Source organism: Sporomusa sp. 246TCP1 (genome assembly GCF_057319775.1).
In genome coordinates, this window is the sequence record NZ_CM170492.1 from 3,059,347 (window position 1) to 3,078,136 (window position 18,790).

21 protein-coding genes and 1 pseudogene are annotated in these 18,790 nt (G+C 43.6%); 6 read left to right on the plus strand and 16 right to left on the minus strand.

Translation table 11 applies throughout. The annotated features are described in order from the left end of the window. Positions 1-14: 14 nt before the first annotated feature. The 9 genes from AC1ECB_RS14505 to AC1ECB_RS14545 all read right to left on the minus strand — a co-directional run bounded on the left by AC1ECB_RS14505 (position 15) and on the right by AC1ECB_RS14545 (position 6,986). On the minus strand, positions 15-236 hold the full coding sequence (locus AC1ECB_RS14505; RefSeq protein WP_485664457.1) for an HNH endonuclease: 222 nt from the start codon (positions 234-236) through the stop codon (positions 15-17). Beyond that, a complete protein-coding gene (gene tnpC, locus AC1ECB_RS14510; protein WP_485664425.1) occupies positions 233-1,816 on the minus strand; it encodes an IS66 family transposase in 1,584 nt (527 codons plus the stop codon). The genes AC1ECB_RS14505 and tnpC (AC1ECB_RS14510) overlap by 4 nt, the downstream gene beginning before the upstream one ends. An 89-nt stretch (positions 1,817-1,905) precedes the next feature. Next, a complete protein-coding gene (gene tnpB, locus AC1ECB_RS14515; protein ID WP_485664426.1) occupies positions 1,906-2,262 on the minus strand; it encodes an IS66 family insertion sequence element accessory protein TnpB in 357 nt (118 codons plus the stop codon). After that, positions 2,256-2,624 (minus strand): IS66 family insertion sequence element accessory protein TnpA, encoded by a 369-nt coding sequence (gene tnpA / locus AC1ECB_RS14520; protein WP_485664427.1) that lies wholly within the window; start codon positions 2,622-2,624, stop codon positions 2,256-2,258. Before tnpA (AC1ECB_RS14520) ends, tnpB (AC1ECB_RS14515) begins: the two co-directional genes overlap by 7 nt. Positions 2,625-2,745: 121 nt before the next feature. Continuing rightward, positions 2,746-4,401, minus strand: coding sequence for a reverse transcriptase/maturase family protein (locus AC1ECB_RS14525; protein WP_485664458.1), 1,656 nt, complete (start codon positions 4,399-4,401; stop codon positions 2,746-2,748). Positions 4,402-4,993: 592 nt separating this feature from the next. Continuing rightward, on the minus strand, positions 4,994-5,242 hold the full coding sequence (locus AC1ECB_RS14530) for a gamma-glutamylcyclotransferase family protein (RefSeq protein WP_485664459.1): 249 nt from the start codon (positions 5,240-5,242) through the stop codon (positions 4,994-4,996). Positions 5,243-5,322: 80 nt separating this feature from the next. Beyond that, positions 5,323-6,222, minus strand: coding sequence for an amidoligase family protein (locus AC1ECB_RS14535; RefSeq protein ID WP_485664460.1), 900 nt, complete (start codon positions 6,220-6,222; stop codon positions 5,323-5,325). Between the two features lie 169 nt (positions 6,223-6,391). Continuing rightward, entirely contained in the window at positions 6,392-6,703 is a 312-nt protein-coding gene (locus tag AC1ECB_RS14540; RefSeq protein WP_485664461.1) for a DUF6329 domain-containing protein, read from the minus strand. Between the two features lie 64 nt (positions 6,704-6,767). Then, positions 6,768-6,986 carry a DNA methyltransferase gene (locus AC1ECB_RS14545; protein WP_485664462.1) on the minus strand — a complete coding sequence of 73 codons (219 nt, stop codon included), beginning with the start codon at positions 6,984-6,986 and terminating at the stop codon, positions 6,768-6,770. A gap of 158 nt (positions 6,987-7,144) precedes the next feature. Between AC1ECB_RS14545 and tnpA (AC1ECB_RS14550) the strand changes: the two genes are divergently transcribed. The 4 genes and pseudogenes from tnpA (AC1ECB_RS14550) (at position 7,145) to tnpC (AC1ECB_RS14565) (ending at position 9,538) form a co-directional block, all read left to right on the plus strand. After that, complete coding sequence (gene tnpA, locus AC1ECB_RS14550; RefSeq protein ID WP_485664427.1) at positions 7,145-7,513, plus strand: IS66 family insertion sequence element accessory protein TnpA; 369 nt, start codon at positions 7,145-7,147, stop codon at positions 7,511-7,513. Beyond that, positions 7,507-7,608 (plus strand): annotated as a pseudogene (tnpB, locus tag AC1ECB_RS14555) (IS66 family insertion sequence element accessory protein TnpB); the annotation flags it as partial. The gene tnpA (AC1ECB_RS14550) and the pseudogene tnpB (AC1ECB_RS14555), both read left to right, overlap by 7 nt. Then, complete coding sequence (tnpB, locus tag AC1ECB_RS14560; protein WP_485664463.1) at positions 7,605-7,865, plus strand: IS66 family insertion sequence element accessory protein TnpB; 261 nt, start codon at positions 7,605-7,607, stop codon at positions 7,863-7,865. The pseudogene tnpB (AC1ECB_RS14555) and the gene tnpB (AC1ECB_RS14560), both read left to right, overlap by 4 nt. Positions 7,866-7,954: 89 nt before the next feature. Further along, positions 7,955-9,538, plus strand: a complete 1,584-nt coding sequence (tnpC, locus tag AC1ECB_RS14565; protein WP_485664464.1) for an IS66 family transposase — start codon at positions 7,955-7,957, stop codon at positions 9,536-9,538. 31 nt (positions 9,539-9,569) lie between these two features. Here the strand turns inward: tnpC (AC1ECB_RS14565) and AC1ECB_RS14570 are convergent, their stop codons facing one another. Then, positions 9,570-10,559, minus strand: coding sequence for a site-specific DNA-methyltransferase (locus AC1ECB_RS14570; protein ID WP_485664465.1), 990 nt, complete (start codon positions 10,557-10,559; stop codon positions 9,570-9,572). Next, complete coding sequence (locus AC1ECB_RS14575) at positions 10,549-10,986, minus strand: RNA polymerase subunit sigma-70 (RefSeq protein WP_485664466.1); 438 nt, start codon at positions 10,984-10,986, stop codon at positions 10,549-10,551. The genes AC1ECB_RS14570 and AC1ECB_RS14575 overlap by 11 nt, the downstream gene beginning before the upstream one ends. A gap of 170 nt (positions 10,987-11,156) precedes the next feature. Between AC1ECB_RS14575 and AC1ECB_RS14580 the strand changes: the two genes are divergently transcribed. Next, positions 11,157-11,531 carry a VOC family protein gene (locus AC1ECB_RS14580; RefSeq protein ID WP_485664467.1) on the plus strand — a complete coding sequence of 125 codons (375 nt, stop codon included), beginning with the start codon at positions 11,157-11,159 and terminating at the stop codon, positions 11,529-11,531. 292 nt (positions 11,532-11,823) lie between these two features. Here AC1ECB_RS14580 and AC1ECB_RS14585 read toward each other — a convergent pair whose 3' ends face one another. The 4 genes from AC1ECB_RS14585 to AC1ECB_RS14600 form a co-directional block, all read right to left on the minus strand. Further along, a complete protein-coding gene (locus AC1ECB_RS14585) occupies positions 11,824-12,177 on the minus strand; it encodes an HNH endonuclease (protein WP_485664468.1) in 354 nt (117 codons plus the stop codon). 126 nt (positions 12,178-12,303) lie between these two features. Next, positions 12,304-12,750, minus strand: a complete 447-nt coding sequence (locus AC1ECB_RS14590) for a DUF1492 domain-containing protein (RefSeq protein ID WP_485664469.1) — start codon at positions 12,748-12,750, stop codon at positions 12,304-12,306. A 182-nt stretch (positions 12,751-12,932) separates the two neighbouring features. Further along, positions 12,933-14,285, minus strand: coding sequence for an SNF2-related protein (locus AC1ECB_RS14595; protein WP_485664470.1), 1,353 nt, complete (start codon positions 14,283-14,285; stop codon positions 12,933-12,935). Further along, positions 14,282-14,563: a VRR-NUC domain-containing protein gene (locus AC1ECB_RS14600; protein WP_485664471.1), complete on the minus strand. Its 282-nt coding sequence runs from the start codon at positions 14,561-14,563 to the stop codon at positions 14,282-14,284. Before AC1ECB_RS14600 ends, AC1ECB_RS14595 begins: the two co-directional genes overlap by 4 nt. A 457-nt stretch (positions 14,564-15,020) precedes the next feature. Here AC1ECB_RS14600 and AC1ECB_RS14605 point away from each other — a divergent pair. Then, a protein-coding gene (locus AC1ECB_RS14605) for an IS3 family transposase (RefSeq protein ID WP_485669255.1) occupies positions 15,021-16,186 on the plus strand; the annotation gives its coding sequence in 2 pieces (ribosomal slippage) (positions 15,021-15,294 and positions 15,294-16,186; 1,167 coding nt in all). A gap of 168 nt (positions 16,187-16,354) precedes the next feature. On the opposite strand, the gene AC1ECB_RS14610 is transcribed toward AC1ECB_RS14605, so the two are convergent. Further along, positions 16,355-18,787, minus strand: a complete 2,433-nt coding sequence (locus AC1ECB_RS14610; protein WP_485664472.1) for a phage/plasmid primase, P4 family — start codon at positions 18,785-18,787, stop codon at positions 16,355-16,357. Between the last annotated feature and the right edge of the window lie 3 nt (positions 18,788-18,790).

Sequence of the window (18,790 nt, forward strand, 5' to 3'; positions counted from 1 at the left end):
TTCTGAACAATCGCTTAGAGGAGTTTAGCGCGAACTTTTTCAAAACATGGCAAACATAGCGCAAGCGATTTTCTGCGAATTTGCATCATCATCCGCTCGCTGGACAATATGCCACTCAAGTCTTTGAGACGTCTCACATGATGCATATATATCTCGCCCGTTTGTTCACCGCAGAGCTCGCATAGTCCTTTTTTTATGTAAGCGTCAAAAATGCCGTCACCTTGACAACAAGTCATTTGGTAACGGCATTAGTTTTACAGTAATCTGGAACAAAACTGGGCATTAGTCGTTGTAGTGCCTCAACATCATTTCGTATATCCCAGTTGGGTGCGTTTTTAAAAATATAAGTCAGGTAGGCATATGGATTGAGCCCATTTTCCTTTGCGGTTTCTATTATGCTAAACACAACTGCGCTGGCTTTAGCTCCTCGCGGTGTGTTGGCAAAGAGAAAATTTTTGCGGTCAATCACAAACGGCTTAATGCTGCGCTCGGCGCGATTGTTACTGATTTCCAGCCTTCCGTCCAGTAGATATCGTTCGACATATTTCCATTGCTCCAACGTATAGTGCACGGCTCTGCCAAATCCGCTCTTGGTAGATGCCTTTACTGTATGAAGGTACGACAAAAACTCGTCAAGCACTGGTTTTGCCAGTTCCTGACGCTTTTTATAGCGTTCTTCCGGTGTACAATCAGCTAGTTGGCGCTCAATAGTAAATAGCTTATCGCAATATTGTTTGCCACGTTGCGCCCCAGAGCCTTCTCGGTCTTTTTCCAAAAGGCCTTTTAGCGCCTCGTCAAATTTTCTTCTGGCATGTGCCCAGCAGCCCACAATGACGATTCGCTCCGGCAAGCTATGATACCCGGCATAACCATCCGTATGAAGGTAGCCGCTAAACTCCTGCAAAAATTCTAAAGGATGCTTTGCCTTCCGGTCTGGCTGATAATCACACAGCACAATAGGTATACTAGCACACCCGCCAGTTCTATACAGCCACATGTAGCTTTTGCTTTGCGCAGATTTGCCCGGCTCGTGAAGTACCTGTAAAATGGTTTCATCTGCGTGGAGCACTGGCTGTATGGAAAGTAGCTCTTTAAAGGCATCATAGATTGGCTCCAGCCAATCTTCAGAACACCGAATTAGCCAGTTAGACATAGTTTGTTTGGAAAGAGCTATGCCCATACGGCTCAAATCTTGCTCCTGGCGATGCAATGGCATTCCATTTGCAAATTTCTGTGTCATAATATGAGCAACTGCTTCTGGAGAAGCAAAGCTTCCTTTGATTACCGGCTTGTCCATTGGTGCCTTGATAATAGGCACGCTGCATGAATTGACTTCACAGTCGCGGCAGGCATATACATAGTCAATATGTTCTACGATAACTGCTTTGGCCGGGATGATCTTCAATTCGCGACGGACATTTTTACCCATAATATGCAGTTTTGAACCACATTCCGGGCATTCCTGTTCATGTTCCGGTAAAAAATGCTCGACAACCTCTATTGGTAAATCGGCAGGAATGGTCTCTTTTCTTTCTTTGACATTCTTACGATAATGCTTCTGAACTTCAGTCAATTCAGGCTCGGGCACCCGTTCATCTGCTGTTGCCTCCGCCTCGTTAAAAAGATTAAACTGATCGTATTTGCTTTTTTCACTGGAGGAGCCGAACTGTTTTTGTTTGGAAAGACGCATTTGCTCCATCAGCCACTTGACCTGTTGAGTCAGTTCCTCATTTTGTATTTTTAGTGCCTCATATTCAGTACGAGAAACAGAGATCATTTCTTCTTGTGTATTAGTACCGTTCACTAGAATTTTCATGTAATAATTATACCATATTTTATGGCTTTTTTCCATGAAAAATCCGTTAAATCCATTGATTTTGCAGGATATTTAGGACTTTCAGCAAATTAGACGATTTGTATTTTATCGACTTTTTTATGCGCCCTCGGCTGTTGAATGCTTAACCCTTCCATTAGCCAACGAAACTGTTGTGGCGTAATGTGTTTGACCTCTTTTTCATCTTTTGGCCACTGAAAGCCTCCGTTCTCCAGCCGTTTATACAAAAGTACAAAGCCATCGCCATCCCAAAAGAGCGCTTTGATTCGATCACGCCGACTACCGCAAAACAGGAACAGACTGCTGGAGAACGGATCTAGGTGAAAGCATTGCTGTATGGTCGCTGCCAGACCATCAATAGATCTTCTCATATCGGTGTGGCCACAGGCGAGAAAGATATGTTCGATTTTAGATATATCACCTAACATAAATGTTTCAGTGCCAGAAGCGTAGCCTCCACGGTTACCATATCAGCGCCTTGATAGACATGGATTTGCATATCGTTACGCTCAATCGTGATAGCCAATGTTTCCGCACGATGCTTAGGCATCTTCATTTCTGCAAATACCGAACCCTGTACGGGAACAGCCTCGCTGGAGGCAGGGAGACTTACCGAAATTGCCCGGCAAGTCTCCTGACATACAAGTTTCTGCCAATGATAGTATGTTTTCACGTTAATGTTATTTTCGCTGCACCACGTTTTAATGGTTTTGCCACTGTTGCGGCAAGCCGTAACAATATTGCGCCATTTCTCCAATCGAACTTCATGCGTCACTTTCTGTACGCTCATAAAAGTAGACCTCCTGCGAGTTTCTAAGAATCCAAATGACTCCAACAAACTCTATGTGATTCTCTTGGACCTATTGTCTCATCCGGAGGCCTGGTTGTACATGTGACGATTTATTTGACGCTTACTTTTTTATGCGGCCTGCTAGACTGTTTGGGCGATCATATCTCTTATATTGAGGCATCGTGTCTATTTCCTTAAGTAAAGGAGTTTTCTCTTTTTTGAAACCTCCGCTGTAGACTTCACATCGCTTTGGGCCATGGTGTGTGTCGTAATCTACTCCAAATATTCCGTCTCGCATATATTTTTTTCTAATTTTTTCTGCTGAAGTTCTGTACTTAAATGCAAACGTTTTATGCATGCTTCCATTCATAATGAAATCAAATTGGTTCAGTACAGATACGTTGGATGCGAGCCGATAGAAGTTATATATGCCGAGGATTTCGCTGTTATATTTACGAATGATTTCAACATCTGCTCTATTTTGCAGTTCTCCACGGTGTAGCGGTTTCCAAAACTCCCTGTCATTTCCTTGGTCGTATACTATTTTAAACGCCTTGTACTCATGTAACTTTCCTACCCATTTTTCGCGCGGAAGATATAGCGATACTCTACCATAGCGCATGCGCTTTAAAATGCCATTTCTATCCCGTGCTGCATCGACATTTCGGGATACGCTAATCTCATAGCCAAGATATCTTACCATTTCCGAAGAATGTGTCACTTTAGTTTTTTCTTCAGATAGTGTTAACTTTAATTTCTCGTGAAGAAATTTTTTAATATCTTGCTTGATTTTTTCGGCATCCTCTTTAGAACCGATGATGCCCACTAGAAAATCATCGGCATAACGATTGTAGCGCAGCTTTTTGAAGCTTGTATCTTTTACTGGGTAATAATGTAGAGTCTTCCGCTGTAATTGATAGTGCTTTAGCTCTTTGACGAGCTTTTTCCGCGTTTCATCATCACACGTTGCACGTAATTTCATTTTGGTACTTTTAAAGGCATAGTTTGCTCTGGTATATGCGGGATTGACTTTTCTACATCCGTTGGGTTCAACTTCGAAACGTTTACTATATTCTTCAATAAAGTTGTCCAGCTCTGATAAGTATATATTTGCTAAAATCGGACTTATCCCTGAGCCTTGTGGTGTACCACTGTACGTCACGTTATATTCCCACTGTTCAATATATCCAGCCTTTAAAAATTTCCATATTAACGATATGAAGTACTCATCATGTATTTGTTTGCGTAGCAATCTAATTAATACATGATGGTCAAAGCTATCGAAGCAGGCCTTGATGTCTCCTTCAATCATCCATTTTATGCCATTGAAATTATATTGAATTTCTGTTAGTGCCGTATGACAGCTTCGTTTTGGGCGAAAGCCATGAGATCTGCTTGAAAATGTCGGTTCATAGATTGCTTCTAGTAACATGCGGACAACTTCCTGCACTAGTTTGTCATCCGATGAAGGAATGCCGAGTGGACGTTTTTTGGATGGATTGTTTTTCTTCTCAATATACGTCCTTCGTGCAGGGCTGGGATGATAGCTGTGTTCTTTGAGTGCTGCGATGATACGCTGTATGCGTACTTCGCTCATGCCATCGATAGTCATACCATCTATGCCAGCTGTCATGCTGCCTTGTGACGATGCAATCTTTTTGTATGCCAACCAGTAGAAATCTGGGTTGTATAAGTTCCTGTACAGTCGCTTATGAACATACCCTTTTTTTAGCGCTTTTTCCTCTAAGCTGCACAATACGTGAATTGGATTTCTCATAATGCCTCTCGCATCCTTCCATGTCCGTATTTGCTGATTGAACTGGTTCCCTTTGCCATGTAAGCGGCTTTCCCGCTCTCGGACTACTATGGAACCTCTGTTACCATAGCGGATATTCAAAATCACCCGTCGCAAGGGCATTTATAGCCGTTTGGCATTCCGCTTTAGGCAATCACCGTTTAGGTTGCAGGAACCGAAGCATATCGTGTTTTCGGATGCAACGTTCGTCATTTTCCACTGTCCTGTGGCTAGGTTTACCCTGGGTATCATCAAATCAGCAGGCAACCCGCGCTGATTTTCAGGGTTCCGGCGAGTTTAGCTTCCATACGCCGGGGGCTACGTTAGACTCAACCTCTGACTATTGTTCAGGCAGTTTAGCTTTCATCCTCATACACGTTGTTTTATCCCTAGGCTCTGATATTCGTGAAGCTCGAATATCCCGATTTCTCCGACATGCTGCACTCCCCATCCGGTTTCCCTTTCTGGATAAGTCGGGGGATAATGAGATGCGGTGTTTACCGCTAGATACCTTTTCTCACTGCTTGCTCAAGGCAGTATTCCTCACAACCCGCAAGTAGTTATCGAACTACTCTTACGGTCGCACGTAGCCCTCGTAGCGATTTAGCTCTTGCTCACAATCTTTCGTGATTGTCCAGAGCACAACCGGAACCGTACATCCAGCACTACGCTCCACATTTGCTACTCCAGTCTGTTTTCCCCGGAAGGTAAGTTTATAATCGAATAATTCACCTTTGCCAATAACCTTTGCCTTGGGGCAACGTTTCTTCATTTGCTTGAGGTTCAAATTACTGCCATAAGCAGCATAAATCTTTGTTTCCATCAGTTTCTCCTTCGTACGTTCTATCACATATCATCAAAGCCAACAAGGGGCGTGTTGCCCCTTGCGGCCTATCCTTCATTTCAGGCGGCCTTCCTCCAGGCTGAGTTTCCACTAAGATTTCTCAAAAAATGGAGCCTGCAGGTTTCAAACTCTTTTCCAATCAAGCCAAGGCGAAGCATCCAGCATCTGAAGGTATATTTTTCGTTGTCGGTGGTTGTTCGCTTGGCGCTGGCCGACTTTTGCGCTAAGGCTTGGTAGCTCAGAGCTAAACAAAATTGCAAATATGCCTTAATTTTTCCGGCATGCAAAGTTCCGTTGAAAAGTCTAAATTCTATAGTTCCCTTGGTGAACGTGCTATGTAGATTTAGCCCGTGGTAGCGGCTGTTGTGGTAATGCCGTTCTCTACTTTCCTGCCCGTATCCATCATACCAAATATCGGCTAAAGCCGCTAAGGTTTTTGGCTTTTTCTTATTGATGGCAGTGATTAGGTCCTCGTTGACCTTTTTGCAATACCGCATTCTAGCACAATCAATCGCAAGGCTTTTGTAAAGTAGTTCTTCTTTACTGGCCATTAAGTTAACCAGGTTTTTCAAGCTATTAGGGGTATGGGGCTTGGCATCCACATGGATGTGAATACCGGCATTGTATCGGCTGCTGCTAATGGCTCCTGCTTTCCGCAAAAGTCTGACCAGTTCCTGCAAGGGCTCAATATCCTCGTAGGTAAGAATGGGGCTTACCAGTTCGACACTGTATTGTTTATCAGCCGAGATCATTTGGACCTGTACCTTTTTCATGGTAGTGATACTCGCGTCGCTTACTAGTTTCCATCTTCTTCCTCTATCATCAAGTACTCGGTACTCGTCGTAGGCTCCACCCCTGTATTCGACTTGGCTGTTAAAATATCGAGCAATAACATGAGCTGCTTCTCTTCTTGTGATTCCTGTCATTTCAATTTCGATACCGACTCTTTGCGTTTTCATTTTGCATGCCCCCTTCGAGTGTGCCGCTTGGCTTAGTGTGTATATTAGCTCTACGGGGGTTATATAGCCAGTTAATTGTCTGATAATTGTATCATTTTACTGAAAGTATACAGTATTACCTTTGATAGTTAAAAGAAGCAGGCACTAAGCCTGCTCCGATGTTTGTTTTTTATTCTTCGATGGCAGTATACCTTGGATAATCGTAGCCTTCGCTATTCACCAAAATCCGCTCGCCACTCTGGGCATTTCGCACTCTGATGCACCGAAATTCCCTGGCTCGGTTCATTCCGCCATCCGTTTTATCAATCCATGGTTGATCCTCCAGTAGGTCTTCGGCAAAATTTCGAAATTCTAAGTCGCTGAGTTCAACTTCCTTGGTAACTATGTACGCTGAGTCGCCAGACCTTTCTTGTTCGGCTCGCCGGGTCGCCTTAAGTAAAGTTTCGAGGTCGGACATTTTTCTTCCAAAGTGTGCTTTCATGCTAGTCGCCTCCTGTGTTTTTGTTATCCTATATATCACTCTAAACACAGATAATAGCAAGCGTTTATTCCGGGTTTGGGACTTCTTTATACGGTATTTTCTGGCCGTTTCTCTCCAAAAATATACCGCTGTCAGTTCCAAGGATTTGGCAATACCGCTTCACAATCACATCTGCGTATTTTTCATCCAGTTCGATGGTATGGCAAATCCGGTTGGTCTGCTCACAGGCAATTAAGGTAGAACCACTGCCTCCGAACGGGTCCAGCACGATGCAATTGCTCATGCTGCTGTTTTGAATCGGATAGGCGATTAAACCGTAAGCGTCAAATAAATCGTCACATGTACAACCAGGCCTCCGGATGAGACAATAGGTCCAAGAGAATCACATAGAGTTTGTTGGAGTCATTTGGATTCTTAGAAACTCGCAGGAGGTCTACTTTTATGAGCGTACAGAAAGTGACGCATGAAGTTCGATTGGAGAAATGGCGCAATATTGTTACGGCTTGCCGCAACAGTGGCAAAACCATTAAAACGTGGTGCAGCGAAAATAACATTAACGTGAAAACATACTATCATTGGCAGAAACTTGTATGTCAGGAGACTTGCCGGGCAATTTCGGTAAGTCTCCCTGCCTCCAGCGAGGCTGTTCCCGTACAGGGTTCGGTATTTGCAGAAATGAAGATGCCTAAGCATCGTGCGGAAACATTGGCTATCACGATTGAGCGTAACGATATGCAAATCCATGTCTATCAAGGCGCTGATATGGTAACCGTGGAGGCTACGCTTCTGGCACTGAAACATTTATGTTAGGTGATATATCTAAAATCGAACATATCTTTCTCGCCTGTGGCCACACCGATATGAGAAGATCTATTGATGGTCTGGCAGCGACCATACAGCAATGCTTTCACCTAGATCCGTTCTCCAGCAGTCTGTTCCTGTTTTGCGGTACCGTCGGCGTGATCGAATCAAAGCGCTCTTTTGGGATGGCGATGGCTTTGTACTTTTGTATAAACGGCTGGAGAACGGAGGCTTTCAGTGGCCAAAAGATGAAAAAGAGGTCAAACACATTACGCCACAACAGTTTCGTTGGCTAATGGAAGGGTTAAGCATTCAACAGCCGAGGGCGCATAAAAAAGTCGATAAAATACAAATCGTCTAATTTGCTGAAAGTCCTAAATATCCTGCAAAATCAATGGATTTAACGGATTTTTCATGGAAAAAAGCCATAAAATATGGTATAATTATTACATGAAAATTCTAGTGAACGGTACTAATACACAAGAAGAAATGATCTCTGTTTCTCGTACTGAATATGAGGCACTAAAAATACAAAATGAGGAACTGACTCAACAGGTCAAGTGGCTGATGGAGCAAATGCGTCTTTCCAAACAAAAACAGTTCGGCTCCTCCAGTGAAAAAAGCAAATACGATCAGTTTAATCTTTTTAACGAGGCGGAGGCAACAGCAGATGAACGGGTGCCCGAGCCTGAATTGACTGAAGTTCAGAAGCATTATCGTAAGAATGTCAAAGAAAGAAAAGAGACCATTCCTGCCGATTTACCAATAGAGGTTGTAGAGCATTTTTTACCGGAACATGAACAGGAATGCCCGGAATGTGGTTCAAAACTGCATATTATGGGTAAAAATGTCCGCCGCGAATTGAAGATCATCCCGGCCAAGGCAGTTATCGTAGAACATATTGACTATGTATATGCCTGCCGCGACTGTGAAGTCAATTCATGCAGCGTGCCTATTATCAAGGCACCAATGGACAAGCCGGTAATCAAAGGAAGCTTTGCTTCTCCAGAAGCAGTTGCTCATATTATGACACAGAAATTTGCAAATGGAATGCCATTGCATCGCCAGGAGCAAGATTTGAGCCGTATGGGCATAGCTCTTTCCAAACAAACTATGTCTAACTGGCTAATTCGGTGTTCTGAAGATTGGCTGGAGCCAATCTATGATGCCTTTAAAGAGCTACTTTCCATACAGCCAGTGCTCCACGCAGATGAAACCATTTTACAGGTACTTCACGAGCCGGGCAAATCTGCGCAAAGCAAAAGCTACATGTGGCTGTATAGAACTGGCGGGTGTGCTAGTATACCTATTGTGCTGTGTGATTATCAGCCAGACCGGAAGGCAAAGCATCCTTTAGAATTTTTGCAGGAGTTTAGCGGCTACCTTCATACGGATGGTTATGCCGGGTATCATAGCTTGCCGGAGCGAATCGTCATTGTGGGCTGCTGGGCACATGCCAGAAGAAAATTTGACGAGGCGCTAAAAGGCCTTTTGGAAAAAGACCGAGAAGGCTCTGGGGCGCAACGTGGCAAACAATATTGCGATAAGCTATTTACTATTGAGCGCCAACTAGCTGATTGTACACCGGAAGAACGCTATAAAAAGCGTCAGGAACTGGCAAAACCAGTGCTTGACGAGTTTTTGTCGTACCTTCATACAGTAAAGGCATCTACCAAGAGCGGATTTGGCAGAGCCGTGCACTATACGTTGGAGCAATGGAAATATCTCGAACGATATCTACTGGACGGAAGGCTGGAAATCAGTAACAATCGCGCCGAGCGCAGCATTAAGCCGTTTGTGATTGACCGCAAAAATTTTCTCTTTGCCAACACACCGCGAGGAGCTAAAGCCAGCGCAGTTGTGTTTAGCATAATAGAAACCGCAAAGGAAAATGGGCTCAATCCATATGCCTACCTGACTTATATTTTTAAAAACGCACCCAACTGGGATATACGAAATGATGTTGAGGCACTACAACGACTAATGCCCAGTTTTGTTCCAGATTACTGTAAAACTAATGCCGTTACCAAATGACTTGTTGTCAAGGTGACGGCATTTTTGACGCTTACATTAAACCAACAGGCTTTGTCGTTGGATGATCTGGACTCTTGGCGGGCCGGTCAAAGTTCCAGATAGTACTTTGCTTGCGGTCGGTGTACCAGTTATGTTTTCCATCTTTGCGCCAACCGTAGAGAATAGGCTCATGCTTCCAATGGTACGGGCTGCGACCAAGAACCAAGCTTTGTTTGGCCCAAATGCATACTCCGGAAAGGTAGAAACCGGCCTGTTGGAAAGCTTTTCTGAAATTCAGGCCTTCAGTGTCAGCATGAAACACATAAATAGAGGCGTCGCGTTCCATGACTTGAGCCATATTGGTAAAGGCCTTAAGTAAAAAATTATAAAATTCATCATCTTTCAGGTTATCATTTTGAATTGTTCCGGCTTTAGCTTTATATGAGACCCCGTACGGGGGATCTGTAACTACCAGATTCGCTTTTTTGCCATCCATCAACAATTTAAATACCCCTGGGTCAGTACTGTCACCGCACACCAACCGATGCCTGCCTAAAAGCCATACATCACCACGTCTTGTAAGAGCTGGTTCTGCCAGTTCTTTTTCTACGTCAAAATTGTCTTCTTTGATTTCTTTTGAGTGAACATCATTAAAAAGTTGATCAATCTCCGGCGGTTCAAAGCCGGTGAAAGACACGTCATAGTCTAGAGACTGCAAATCTTTGATAAGTTCAGCCAGCAGATCCTTTTGCCACTCGCCCGTCACCTTATTCAAAGCTATATTCAGCGCCTTCTCCTTGGTTTTATCAATGTCAATGACAACACAGTCTATCTCGGTATAGCCAAGGGTCTTAAGTACCGAGATGCGCTGGTGGCCGCCAATAACTGTTCGATCCTTATTGACAATAACCGGATCGACATAACCAAATTCGGTGATGCTGTTTTTGATTTTCTCAAATTCGCTGTCGCCGGGTTTAAGCTTTTTCCTTGGGTTATAGCTCGCTGGTATCAGATTATCAATCGGTAGCTTCTTAAACTCCATCTTCATCTCCCCAAAATCTATCTTTGATGTAGCAGTCGTGGCTGCAATATTTTCTCTGCTTATTCCCGTAAGAACTTGAGCGCCTGCCACAGTATAGGCAGGTGAAATGGTATATAGCTATATCTTTCTTACTGCGCTGGTCTTGATTTTCATTCCACCAGCTATATCGGCAGGCATCCGAACAAAATCTTTTTTTCCTGCCTTGTTGCTTTTGCCGCATCGGATTTTTACATTGCAAACACAGGGCATTGTTTTCTTGGATTACCTCGGCATTAAGGTGTACGACTTCTGTCGGTCCATTTAGATGGTGCCGTTTGCAGTAGCCTTTTATGGCGTCAACAGTGATTTGCATTTCCCGGGCAATGGCTTTGTAGCCTAGTCCTTGGAGCCTAAGTTTATAGATTTTTTCTTTTTGCTCCGGCGTCATGCGATATCTCCTTTCTCATTTTGCGATTATACTTTTACGCAAAATAAATAACAATCGAACTGTCTGGCTACTAACTCTCAGTTATACTAGGTAGCAGATCGAAGAATACTATTTATGACTAACGATTCTATGTTTCAGACGTAAAATAGCAATATTAGGAGCGTGAAGAAATGAATACGGAAATAAATCCGGTAATCTGGTTTGAAATTCCGGTAGCGGATATGGAAAGAAGCAAGGCTTTCTATGAAGCAGTTTTTGATCGAAAGCTAACTATAGTCGATATGGGTCCACGCCAAATGGCTATGTTCCCAATGGAAATGAATGTTCCTGGAATTGGCGGAGCGTTAGTGAAGGAAGAACACTTTGTTCCTTCTTACACGGGTACGATAATATACTTTTCTGTTACCGATATTCCCGGTACGCTGAACAAGGTAGTTGCGCACAAAGGCAAAGAGCTAATCCCTATGACGAGTATCGGAGAATATGGTTTTTGTGCTTATTTTGAAGATAGCGAGGGTAACCGGATTGGACTACATACTATGTAATGAACCACTACTACCTATGCCAAGTGATCCTGGATATGTACAGGATCTTTTTTTGTTAGGAAATTTTTTAATTTATACTTTTACGCAAAATAAATAGCACGCTTGAACCCTGTAACTACAAGGTCTGCGTGCCTCAAAATTGGTGGGGTTTCCTATCCCCCCTCTTGTTTATTATGCGAAATTTCGCGCGAAGGGGGGCGGCGGTCTTCTAGCTACCTATTACGACGATTATCTCCCCCCTACGCCCGTTTTCGCCATACATTGTTTCGTGTATTTGTTTACAAGTTTACACTTAATATCGGTAGACGGGATGCTGGTCCCTCATTCCGGTCTTCTTGTCATGACATTTTTTACAAAGCGGTTGCCAGTTACTTTCATCCCAAAACAGATTCTTATCTCCTCGATGGGCTTTGACATGATCCACCACTGTGGCCGGTGTTAACTTACCTTGGCTTTGGCACTCTTTGCAAAGAGGATTAGCTTTCAAGAACTGACCTCTAGCTTTTTGCCATCGACTGCTGTAGCCACGCTCATGAGCACTGGCTCGGTCATTTGTATGTAATTTGATATGGAACTCGCAATAGGTACCTGCCGTTAGGAGTGGGCACCCCGGATGTTTACATGGTTTCTTAGGTTTTGTTGGCATCTATCTAATCAACTCCGCTTTTCGTTAAAAACATTGTCAGTAATCAAACTACAGGTTTTACAGTTAAGTTATAACGAACGCCCCGGAATAGTGCTTTCCGGGGCGTCTCCATATTTCTTTTTCAGTTTATATTATACGACGGATGTTATGTGCAAAACTATGCAAAGATATATTGAGGTTAATTGCTTTTAAAGCTTTGGCGTGAAGATAATGAATGTTACGCCAGCTATAATTCATCTTTTCCGCAATATCTTCCCAACTTTCGTATCTAAGATATCGTAGTTCTAACAGCAATTGATATTCCGGCTCTTTCACGGATTGTATTACAGTAATAATTTCTCGCTTCAAATCCACTAACTTATCGATATCATCATTAATCTCATGTTCCAAGTCTATAAGTTTAATAATGGCATTCTCCATTGGACTGTGCTGAGTTGTACCACTGACACGCTCTGCATGAATGCTGGCAGTAGCTTTGGTAGCCATTTCCTTAAGTGAAACTACATGCTCCAGCTTACTGTTAATTCTTTTATCCAACCAAAAGGCCTGTGATAAGTATTGCTTGACGTTCATATTTTACTGCTCACTTTCTTTCTCTGACTGCCGTTTGAATTATTGCTGCTTTGTTGTCCACCTTTTGTTTTAGGCATTTGATTTGTTCACACAATTTTCCTGCGGACTTTTGTCTCATATTCTGTTGGCTCTCCCATTTTATTCGTCGTTTCCATTCGGCATTAATCGGTAACATGTTCATCTTATGCCACTGCTCCTATTCTTGCTTTGATTGCATTCATTAGCGATGCTTGTCCTATTTCTTTTTGGTTCAGTGATGACATTACTTGCTCGTCGATGGTTCCAGCAGCCACAAGGTGATGAATGATAACCGTCTCTTTTTGCCCCTGCCGCCAGAGTCTTGCGTTGGCTTGCTGATATAACTCCAGACTCCAAGTCAACCCAAACCAAATTACTGTGCTACCGCCAGCCTGAAGATTGAGGCCATGGCCAGCGGAAGCCGGGTGGGCAATAGCGATAGGAATCTTGCCTTCATTCCACCTTGAGATATCCTCAGACGTTTTCATCTCAGTCACAGAAAATCGTTCTGAAATCCGTTCCTTATCGTGGAGGAAGCTATAAAAGACTAACACTGGTTTACCATTAGCTGCTTCAATCAAATCCTCTAGCGCATCGAGCTTCTTGTTGTGAATGACCTTAACAGTTTTGTTTTCGTCATACACTGCACCGTTTGCCATCTGGAGAAGCTTATTACTCAAAGCTGGAGCATTAACGGCATCGATGTCACCACCTTCGAAAGGTAGCAGCATATCTTTTTCCATCCGCTTATACAGCGCTGCTTCCTTCTCCGGCAATTGTACTTCCACTACATTGTCTATGCGCTCTGGCATTGTCAGATAATCGCAAGCTTTCATGCTCATGCAAATGTCGGATATTTTTTCGTATATGGAATCCTCTGAACCTTTTTTTGTTTTGTAACTGAATACGACATTCTGATTCCGTTTGTCGGGGACAAAATATTGTTCGCGGTAACCAGTTAATGTTTTACCCAACCGTTCGCCGCGGTCTAAAAGATATAGCTGCGGCCACAAGTCAAGAAGTCCATTAGGTGCTGGTGTTCCTGTAAGTCCAACAACTCGTTTAATCAGTGGTCGTACTTTTTTCAGTGCCTTAAACCGTTTGGCACCTACCGACTTGAAGCTGGATAACTCGTCCAAAATGACCATATCGTAAGGCCAATTTTTGCCGTGAAAAGTAACAAGCCATTCGACGTTTTCCCGGTTGATGATATAAATATCAGCTATTGTATTTACCGCTTTACTTCTTTGCTGCTCACTGCCGAGGATTTTGGATATTCGCAGATGCTTTAAATGCTGCCACTTCTCACACTCCTTACTCCACGTATCCTCCGCTACCCGCAGAGGGGCAATCACAAGGACCCGCACCACATCAAAGTAATCATGCAGCAAATCAAGAACGGCAGTTAACGTGACGACTGTTTTGCCCATACCGCAGTCTAAAAAGAGTCCAAAGGCAGGCTCTTCGATGATTTTCTCAGCCGCATAGGTTTGATAGTGATGTGGAGTATATTTCACTCACCGAATACCTCCTGCATAAATTCTGTTATTTTTTCATCACAATCAATAACCCAAACCTGGTGTCCTACTGCCGCTAACCGACAAGCTATTTTTATTTGCCTGAGTGATAGCTTCTTGCCAGGTGCCTTTAATTCTACAAACCTTACTTGTCCATTCGGCGTTATCACAATTCGATCCGGCACCCCAACCATTCCCGGCGATACAAACTTCAAAGCCAAACCTCCTTGTGCCTTTATGCGTTGTTTCAATTTACGTTCAATCGTGCGTTCTAACATGCAAATCTCCTTAATCACGAAGGTTGCACCATGGCCGACCAGGGATAAATGCCTTAAACCCTTGATTTTATTGGATTTGCACCAGAGAACCAGACTTTTTCCTCTTTATATATATATATACTTTTATTTATCTTTACTTTTACTTACCATGGTAAATAAAAAGAATAATAATGGTGTAGTTGGTCTAATCCTTATGGCGCAAGAGTTTTAAGCCACTATCTGCTTGGTACAAACCCAGTGTTTCTTGGTGAGTTTTCTTAAATCAGCACTACAGCGAAAATAATTATGGTGCATTTGGTGCAGTCCGGATTCTATAAGGGTTTTGATGGATAAGCACCAAGTGCACCAATGGTACAGGCTTATTGCAGAAAGTTGTCTGTTACTTTTAGCTTAATACTGCCGCGTACCCCGTTTGATGGACAGTAGAAACACATAGTATACTGATATCAGAGAGGGGATAGAAAAGATGAAGCAAGCTAAGAAGTACAGCGCAGAATATAAGATGGAAGCAATTCGACGATTGGAGCAGACGGGTGAATCGGTCGCTAAAGTGGCTGCTGATCTTGGGGTTAATGAAAATACGATGCACGGATGGATAAAGCGGCACCGTGAAAAACCGGTAAATCCTTTTCCCGGCAGCGGCAAGCTCAGCGACGATGATGAAAAGATGCGTAAGCTGGAACGAGAAATTCGTGAGCTGCGGGAGGAAAATGAGATTTTAAAAAAGGCGGCGCAGTACTTCGCCAAGAACCTCAAGTAAAAAGGTTCGAGTTTATCGCAGAACACCGCCATGAATATCGGGTAGCGAAGCTATGTGAAGTGCTCTTTGTTGCAAGAAGCGCTTATTACGCATGGGAAAAACGCCCGGCAAGCAATAGAACGCTTGAAAATCAAGCATTAGCTGAAAAAATCAAAGAAATTCATGAAAGAAAGAATCGGACCTGTGGCAGCCGGAAGATGACCCGGGAACTACGACGACTCGGCAATCATGTAAACCATAAGCGGGTCGAACGAATCATGAAACAAGAAGGAATCCGCTCGAAAGTAGCCAGGAAGTTTAAGGCCACTACGAATTCTAACCATACCCTGCCGGTAGCTGAAAACCTCTTAAATCGTGAGTTCACAGCAGAAAAACCTAATCAGAAGATGGTAAGCGATATTACCTATGTATGGACTGAGGAAGGTTGGCTATATGTTGCTGGAATAATGGATCTTTGCGGACAGAAGATAGTAGGCTTATCTATGGGGGATAGAATGACGAAAGAACTAGTGATAAACGCTTTGAAGAGCGCTTATTTTCGGGTGGGCCGGCCAGAAAACGTATTACTTCATTCGGATCGAGGCAGCCAGTACTGCTCCCACGACTACCAAAAGCTGCTGAAAAGATATAAGTTCACTTGCAGTATGTCGCGGAAGGGAAACTGCTGGGACAACGCGCCAATGGAGTCATTCTGGGGGAAAATGAAATACGAATGGCTCAATGAGCATCGGTTTAAGACAAGAGATGAGGCAAGAGCTGCCGTCTTTGAATATGTTGAAATATTTTACAACCGACAGCGCTTGCATGAAACCAACGGCTATCTAACTCCGGAAGAATATTATTCAATCGCCTTGGCGGCGTAGGCAATTGTGCAAAACATTGCGAATGTAGAGACTGATGATTGTAGTGACTATAAACATCGGCTGTAGTGACTATATTTCACAAGAGGTTGTTATCATGTTTATACGAACAATAAAACGCAAGCTCAAAACCGATACGGCGTTTGATTTCAAGCTACTTGAATCTTATCGTCAGGCCGGATCGCCTCCCAAGCACAAGTTTATCAAAGGTTGGACGATAAAGAAGTCGGACATTTGGGCCATGGGCGACATATTCGTAGACGACATAGAATTTGATCTCGATTTAGCCGGGATGAGTCGTAGCGAAATCAGGAAAATTATCGCGTCGATACGAAAAAAGTTAGTGACTTTGTTGAAATAATGAGCATGGCTTTGAGATATTGAGAAATTCTTGGGTTTTTCCTGTCTATTTTGCGGGGGACGCCCCATACCTTCCCAAGAATATCTTCCATTAAGACCTCTATGCTTGCGTTCCCCGAACAGGTTTCGTTCTTTCATTTTGATGCCAAACATGACCGATGTGAGCGGGAACTTTTGCCCAGCACTGATTGCCCAACTACGGTACGATTGGTACAGTTCATCTTTCATAACCGAATTGTCTGTTCCAACTTCGCAGCACTCCTCAATGAATTGGCCCAAAATATCCATGTCTTTTTGATACTCTGCCGTAGTTAGCCGAACAATTTCGGGTGAAACAAGTTTACCTGCCTTCTGCCAACTGAGTGCTCCTTGTATTGCTTTCCGCAATATTCCCGGTAATTCTCTGTGGATGATAATCTTATCTAAGTCTTTAATTTTCTTGTTATCTGAAATAACTGCGTTAAAAGGGACTAGCCTAATCCGCCGCCATATGCCTTTATCCATTCCACTAATGGTAGGTCTATGGTTACTGGCAATCCATAGTTTCATCTGGGGTACATATTCAAAGAACTCCTTGTTCAAAAACCGTGCTTTGACTGGCTCTCCGCCGGTCACTGCTTTGATACGTTGCTCGTTAAAGTGGATTCTCTCTTTGGTTTCAATATCTACGACAAACCGAGCACCTTGGAGGTCTGCCAAGTCATTGGGAATCCCATCACCATGCTTTTTCTCTAGAAAAACGTTGGGCGGGGCGGCTTTGCCGTAATCTCCCATGAGCGCCCGGATGATGTTTAAGAGAACACTTTTACCGTTATCGCCTTGCCCGTACAGTACCACAAAACACTGCTCTCGGATGGAGCCGGTTAAGGTAATGCCCATGTACTGTAGAATAAATTCGATCAGTTCTTCATTACCGCATAGCACCGTTTGAAGAAACTCGTCAAAGCGCGGGCATTTTGCTTTAGGATCATATATAACAGGTACTCGTTTGGTGTTGAGGTCTTTGGGGTTATGGGGATAGAGCTTTCCGCTCGTAAGGTCGAGCGTTCCATTGAGGCAGTTTAATAACCAAAGATTTGAGTCTAGATTGTTGGACAATACAGGAACCATTCGCTCTGCCTGCCGAAGCACGTTTCCTACAGCGGTATTCTTTTCAAGCCCTCGTGAAAACTTTACATAAGCTTTTTGTGTCTCTTCATCCATGGCCTTGGCTTCCCGTGGTATGGAACGAATCATCTGTACCGCCATAGATTGAATCTGATTAGTTCTGTCGATGTCCCACCTTGTTTCGTCCCATATGAGCCATTTCCCCCAATCGTGACAATACTTAATGCTGTCACCATAGTGATCCGCCATTCTCTCGGCAACCCCGACTTCGGTTAATGGCCGTTGTTTGGATCGGAACACAGTCATCTGTTGTTTGATGCGGACTATGGTTAGTTGTCCGTAGGTTTGCTTACCGCGCATCTCATCCCATTTATCGCGCATCAGGCTTGATTGCCGAAATAGCCTGTCTACCTGTTCTTCATTCCCACCGCTGAAAAATAGCAACCGTTCCACCAAGGCAGCATCGGCGCTTGATGCATCGCCGTTATACCGAGACAGATCGCCATTCCACAGGTCATGAAAAACAAACGAGTGTGTTGGCGATGATTGAATTGAAGCAATGACTTCTTCGTCTGTCCATGCATCGTCAGTATTAGCTACAACTGCTTTCCCTTTGACCGTTTCCGGGAGGAATGTATCACAGAGAGTAGCTAGTCTTGACGTAAAGTCAGTTATGTCAGGTTCAGACTCAGGCAGTTTATTGCCGGTAACAGTAAAGTAACGTGCTTTATCGTAGACTTCTAATAGCTTGGAATTGGTTAAAGGTTTCTTACACAGTGATGTATTCTTTTCTCCAAACCCAAGAATATGGACGCCTCTGCCGCTAGGTGAGCGTTCCACATAGCAGGGTTTAAGCATTTCAATGATATCTGCGGCATCTTGGTTTAGGTGACCGCTGTCGTCATAGGCTCCGTCAATATCGACCCCGACAATGCCGTCTCCAAGAAGGAAGCCAAGACCACTGGCATTGAGTTCCATCATCATAAAATCTACTGCTTCTTCATACGAAACTCCGTTAGCTAGGTTGGTTGGGTCTGTTTGCTTGCCGGTTACAGCACTGCGCGGTTTTTTATCTTTATCCCACCAAATCCAGCGAGGCAGCTCACGAAGTGTCTTAGGGATTGAGTCAAATATCATTAA

Bases quoted from the DNA above. Each gene is read 5' to 3' on its own strand.
- AC1ECB_RS14580 (WP_485664467.1), top strand. From the start codon at position 11,157: ATGAATACGGAAATAAATCCGGTAATCTGGTTTGAAATTCCGGTAGCG.
- tnpA (WP_485664427.1), top strand. From the start codon at position 7,145: ATGAGCGTACAGAAAGTGACGCATGAAGTTCGATTGGAGAAATGGCGC.
- tnpB (WP_485664463.1), top strand. From the start codon at position 7,605: ATGCTTTCACCTAGATCCGTTCTCCAGCAGTCTGTTCCTGTTTTGCGG.
- AC1ECB_RS14535 (WP_485664460.1), bottom strand. From the start codon at position 6,222: ATGAAAACGCAAAGAGTCGGTATCGAAATTGAAATGACAGGAATCACA.
- AC1ECB_RS14600 (WP_485664471.1), bottom strand. From the start codon at position 14,563: ATGTTAGAACGCACGATTGAACGTAAATTGAAACAACGCATAAAGGCA.
- AC1ECB_RS14570 (WP_485664465.1), bottom strand. From the start codon at position 10,559: ATGGAGTTTAAGAAGCTACCGATTGATAATCTGATACCAGCGAGCTAT.
- AC1ECB_RS14575 (WP_485664466.1), bottom strand. From the start codon at position 10,986: ATGACGCCGGAGCAAAAAGAAAAAATCTATAAACTTAGGCTCCAAGGA.
- tnpC (WP_485664425.1), bottom strand. From the start codon at position 1,816: ATGAAAATTCTAGTGAACGGTACTAATACACAAGAAGAAATGATCTCT.
- AC1ECB_RS14610 (WP_485664472.1), bottom strand. From the start codon at position 18,787: ATGATATTTGACTCAATCCCTAAGACACTTCGTGAGCTGCCTCGCTGG.
- AC1ECB_RS14590 (WP_485664469.1), bottom strand. From the start codon at position 12,750: ATGAACGTCAAGCAATACTTATCACAGGCCTTTTGGTTGGATAAAAGA.
- AC1ECB_RS14530 (WP_485664459.1), bottom strand. From the start codon at position 5,242: ATGGAAACAAAGATTTATGCTGCTTATGGCAGTAATTTGAACCTCAAG.
- AC1ECB_RS14585 (WP_485664468.1), bottom strand. From the start codon at position 12,177: ATGCCAACAAAACCTAAGAAACCATGTAAACATCCGGGGTGCCCACTC.
- AC1ECB_RS14505 (WP_485664457.1), bottom strand. From the start codon at position 236: ATGACTTGTTGTCAAGGTGACGGCATTTTTGACGCTTACATAAAAAAA.
- AC1ECB_RS14540 (WP_485664461.1), bottom strand. From the start codon at position 6,703: ATGAAAGCACACTTTGGAAGAAAAATGTCCGACCTCGAAACTTTACTT.
- AC1ECB_RS14545 (WP_485664462.1), bottom strand. From the start codon at position 6,986: ATGAGCAATTGCATCGTGCTGGACCCGTTCGGAGGCAGTGGTTCTACC.
- AC1ECB_RS14525 (WP_485664458.1), bottom strand. From the start codon at position 4,401: ATGAGAAATCCAATTCACGTATTGTGCAGCTTAGAGGAAAAAGCGCTA.
- tnpA (WP_485664427.1), bottom strand. From the start codon at position 2,624: ATGAGCGTACAGAAAGTGACGCATGAAGTTCGATTGGAGAAATGGCGC.
- tnpB (WP_485664426.1), bottom strand. From the start codon at position 2,262: ATGTTAGGTGATATATCTAAAATCGAACATATCTTTCTCGCCTGTGGC.
- tnpC (WP_485664464.1), top strand. From the start codon at position 7,955: ATGAAAATTCTAGTGAACGGTACTAATACACAAGAAGAAATGATCTCT.